This window comes from Micromonospora sp. KC207 (genome assembly GCF_004348615.1).
GTDB lineage: Bacteria > Actinomycetota > Actinomycetes > Mycobacteriales > Micromonosporaceae > Micromonospora.
Genome location: NZ_SMKJ01000461.1, coordinates 1 through 3340, shown reverse-complemented (window position 1 = coordinate 3340; position 3340 = coordinate 1). Strand labels below are relative to the sequence as shown.

The following is a 3340-nucleotide window of genomic DNA, read 5'->3' as shown; positions in this document are numbered from 1 at the left end:
GCCCCCGCCCGCCCACAGGAGACCGGACCGTAGCCCGCCTCCGATCATCCCTCCCCGACTCCACCTGATCGGAGCTAACCATGCACCGCTTCGGCGCCACTGCCGTCGCCGCCACCCTCATCATCGCCGTCTTGCTGCTCGTCGCGACGGCCGTCTACGCCGTCATCACCCCGCACGTCACGCCCGAGCTGGTCGCGCTGGGGTTCGCCGGTGTTGCGCTACTCCAGGTGGGACTGCTGTCCCGTGGCCACGTCGACGGTGTGCGGGAGACCGTCGACCGGCTCGCGGCAGCCCTGGACAATCGGGGCCGCTGATGATGTTGTCCCCAAGGTGTCCCCACACGATGGGCAACGGCCCCTCGGAGATCACTCCGGGGGGCCGTTTTGGCTGGTAAACTGGGGTGCGCCCGGCAGGATTCGAACCTGCGGCCTTGGGATTAGAAGTCCCCTGCTCTATCCGCTGAGCTACGGGCGCGCTGTTGGTCGTGCGCCAAAAGGGTACCGCCGTGCCGAGGGGGTCTGGCGCGATGGGGCAGCCCGTCGAGGCCCGTTCAGCGTCGCACGGCCTGCCCCTGCCGGGCACCCCTGTTTCGCCCGGTCAGCTCGGTGTGGCGACCTCCGCGCCCGCCTCGGCCGGCGGCCGGCTGGCCGGCACCTCGGGCGTCGGGCCAGCACCGAGGAAGGCCTCCGCCCATCGGCCCACTTCGGTGAAGACCTTCTCCCGTACGGCGGGGCCGGAGAGGGTCAGGTCGTGCATGCCGCCGTCGAAGCGGGCCAGGGTCACGTGCCGGCCGAGGCGGGGTGCCCAGCGGACCATGTGCTCCACGTTTAGGACGGCGTCGGCGAGCGCCGCCGAGTCGTGCCACTTCGTGCCTCGGAAAGTGCGGGTGGAGCAGGCCAGCAGCACCGGCACCGGGACGTCGAGGCCGGCACGGAGCTGCCGCTGCCCGGCGCGGACCGCGTTCAGCCAGCCGGCCCGGACCGGGAACCCGGCGAGCGGCTTCCAGGCCAGATCGTACGTCCATTCGCCGCGATGCTCGGCGTGCAGGCTCTCGCCGTACACGGTGCCGAGGCCGAATGGGAGCCGGCGGCGCGGCGCCCTGCGGCCCAGGCGGGAGACGGCCGCCACGAGGGGTCTGCGGACCATCCAAGGAGCGTTGATGTCGAAGAAGGGGCTGTTGAGGACGAGCCCGTCGACGATGCCGGCGTCGCGCCGGGCGTGGGCCCAGAGGGAGATGATCAGGCCGCCGGTGGAGTGACCCATGACCAGCAGTGTGTCGTGGCCGTCGTCGGAGCGGACGATCTGCGCGGCGGCGTCCAGCTCGGGGAAGTAGTCGCCGAGGTCGCGGCAGAAGTTCGGGGTCTGGTGCGCGAGCAGGCTGCGGCCGTACTTTCGCAGGTCGAGGGCGTAGAAGTCCCAGCCCCGCTCGGCGAAGAAGTCGGCCACGTGGGTCTGGAAGAAGTAGTCGACGTAGCCGTGCACGTAGAGCACCGCGCGGCGGGTCGGGCGGTCGGCCCGGCGGCGGACCAGGGTCGCGACGACGGGCCCCTCGTCGTCGGTGCCCAGGTCGATCGTCTGCCGCTCGTACGGCGGCCCCAGCACATCCGGTTCCACGAACGCGACGGTACGCCCGCAAGCTACCCGACGGTAGCCCCGGCGGTGAGGTGGCGCACCGCCGTGGCGGACACCACCTCACCGCCGGTCGGATCAGGCCGTCCCGGCGTCGGCCCGGGGCGCGTCGTCGTCGAGGTCGCCCCCGTCCGGCCCTGCCTCGGGCAGGCCCGCCTCGGGCTGGCCGGTGTCGCGCAGCCGCTTGTTGTTGCGCGGCTCCTGCCGGGTCTTGGCGTCGTTGAGCCGGCGGCGCAGGTCGTCCCGGACGTCGTTGAGCGCGGCGTGCAGGTCCTCCTCGGCGGAGGTGGTGACGATTTTCTGCCGGCCGGCGATCCAGCACTCCAGGGTGACCTTCTGCCCCCGGGCCTCCCGGTCCTTCACGGACACCTCCAGTTCGGTGGCGTCGGCGTGGAAGCCGGCCAGCCGGGCGTCGAGGGTGGCGAACTGCTCGGCGATCCAGTTCCGGTCACCCTGGGAGAAGCCCGCCCCGACGCGCAGGCACTCGGCCACGGTCGCTGGGTTCGCCACGGCGCTCATCGCAGCACCTTGCCCTCGGTGCGGACGGAGCCGGTCGTACGGGATCGGCAGGAAGTCATGTCCCGTGGCCTTTCTGATCGGACGGTGTGCCGTCGGCGGTGCTCGGTTGATCAAAGCTGTACCCAGTCACGGTCCGTCCGGAAACGCCCCCGGTGGGGCCGCCCGCGCGCACTCGGGCGGGGCCTAGCACACCTGAGCTTGATCAGGTCCTTGTCCACAGGGCATCGGGTTGTCCACAGGCGGGGGCTGGGCGGTGGCGAGGGGCTGGCCGGAGCGGCCAGTGTCGGTGGCGAGTCGACTCACCAATGGCAGGCCCGGATCATCCCTGGAGGGGCGATGTTCGACACCTACGTCACGATCGTCGGCAATGTGCTGACCGCGCCGGAGTGGCGGCGCACTACCCAGAGCGGCACGCTGGTGGCCAACTTCAAGGTGGCCTCCACCGCCCGCCGGCTCGACCGGGACAGCGGCCGGTGGGTGGACGGCAACAGCCTCCGCGTCCGCGTCAACTGCTGGCGGAAGCTGGCCGAGGGGGTGGCCGCCTCCGTGATGGTCGGCGACCCGGTGATGGTCGTCGGCCGGCTCTACACCCGCGACTGGACCGACGACGCGGGCAACCACCGCACGGTGTACGAGTTGGAGGCGGTCGCCGTCGGCCACGACCTGTCCCGGGGGCGGGGCCGGTTCCTGCGCAACCGGCCGCACATGGTCACCAGCACGGTCGAGGACGCCGAAACGGAGACCCGGGTGCACGGTGAGCCGACCGAGCGGGTCCCGCACGGGCAGGCACCCAGCGGGCCGGAGGACCGCCCCTTCGGCGAGGACTTCGAGCCGCGCGACTTCGACCCGGCCCGCGCCTCCTTCGACCCGCGTGGCTCGGACGCCCCGTACGGCTCGGACGCCCTGGGCGGCTCCAACGGCACGCCCGACTCGAACTATCGGCACGGCCTGGGTGACCCGCACGGCCTGGGTGACCTCGGCGAACGGGACGACCTGGACGACGACTCCGGGGACGACGGCGGGTTCGGCGACGGCTCCGGCGAGGGCGGTCGGTTCGGCGACGGCTCCGGCGAGGGTGGTGGGTTCGGCGACGGCTCCGGCGAGGGTGGTGGGTTCGGCGGGGACGAGGAACTGGCCGGGCCGGGCGTGGCCGGAGGCGATCCGTCCCCGGCCGGGCTCGACGACCCCGAGC

Annotated in this window: 4 protein-coding genes and 1 tRNA gene; 2 read left to right on the top strand and 3 right to left on the bottom strand. The window is 72.5% G+C overall.

Annotation, left to right across the window (positions count from 1 at the left end):
* Nucleotides 1-80: 80 nt before the first annotated feature.
* A complete protein-coding gene (locus E1258_RS31250; protein WP_132407416.1) occupies nucleotides 81-314 on the top strand; it encodes a hypothetical protein in 234 nt (77 codons plus the stop codon).
* Between the two features lie 87 nt (nucleotides 315-401).
* Here the strand turns inward: E1258_RS31250 and E1258_RS31245 are convergent.
* The 3 genes from E1258_RS31245 to E1258_RS31235 all read right to left on the bottom strand — a co-directional run bounded on the left by E1258_RS31245 (nucleotide 402) and on the right by E1258_RS31235 (nucleotide 2148).
* Nucleotides 402-474: transfer RNA gene (locus tag E1258_RS31245), tRNA-Arg, on the bottom strand.
* A 123-nt stretch (nucleotides 475-597) separates the two neighbouring features.
* Nucleotides 598-1614, bottom strand: coding sequence for an alpha/beta hydrolase (locus E1258_RS31240; protein WP_165949955.1), 1017 nt, complete (start codon nucleotides 1612-1614; stop codon nucleotides 598-600).
* A gap of 93 nt (nucleotides 1615-1707) precedes the next feature.
* Nucleotides 1708-2148 (bottom strand): HPF/RaiA family ribosome-associated protein, encoded by a 441-nt coding sequence (locus tag E1258_RS31235; RefSeq protein WP_132407414.1) that lies wholly within the window; start codon nucleotides 2146-2148, stop codon nucleotides 1708-1710.
* Nucleotides 2149-2484: 336 nt separating this feature from the next.
* On the opposite strand from E1258_RS31235, the gene ssb reads away from it, so the two are divergent.
* Nucleotides 2485-3340, top strand: an 856-nt coding sequence (ssb, locus tag E1258_RS35285) for a single-stranded DNA-binding protein (protein WP_243715805.1), incomplete at its 3' end; no start/stop codon positions are given.

Coding starts and splice junctions, on each gene's coding strand:
- E1258_RS31235 (WP_132407414.1), bottom strand. CDS start 2,148: ATGAGCGCCGTGGCGAACCCAGCGACCGTGGCCGAGTGCCTGCGCGTC.
- E1258_RS31250 (WP_132407416.1), top strand. CDS start 81: ATGCACCGCTTCGGCGCCACTGCCGTCGCCGCCACCCTCATCATCGCC.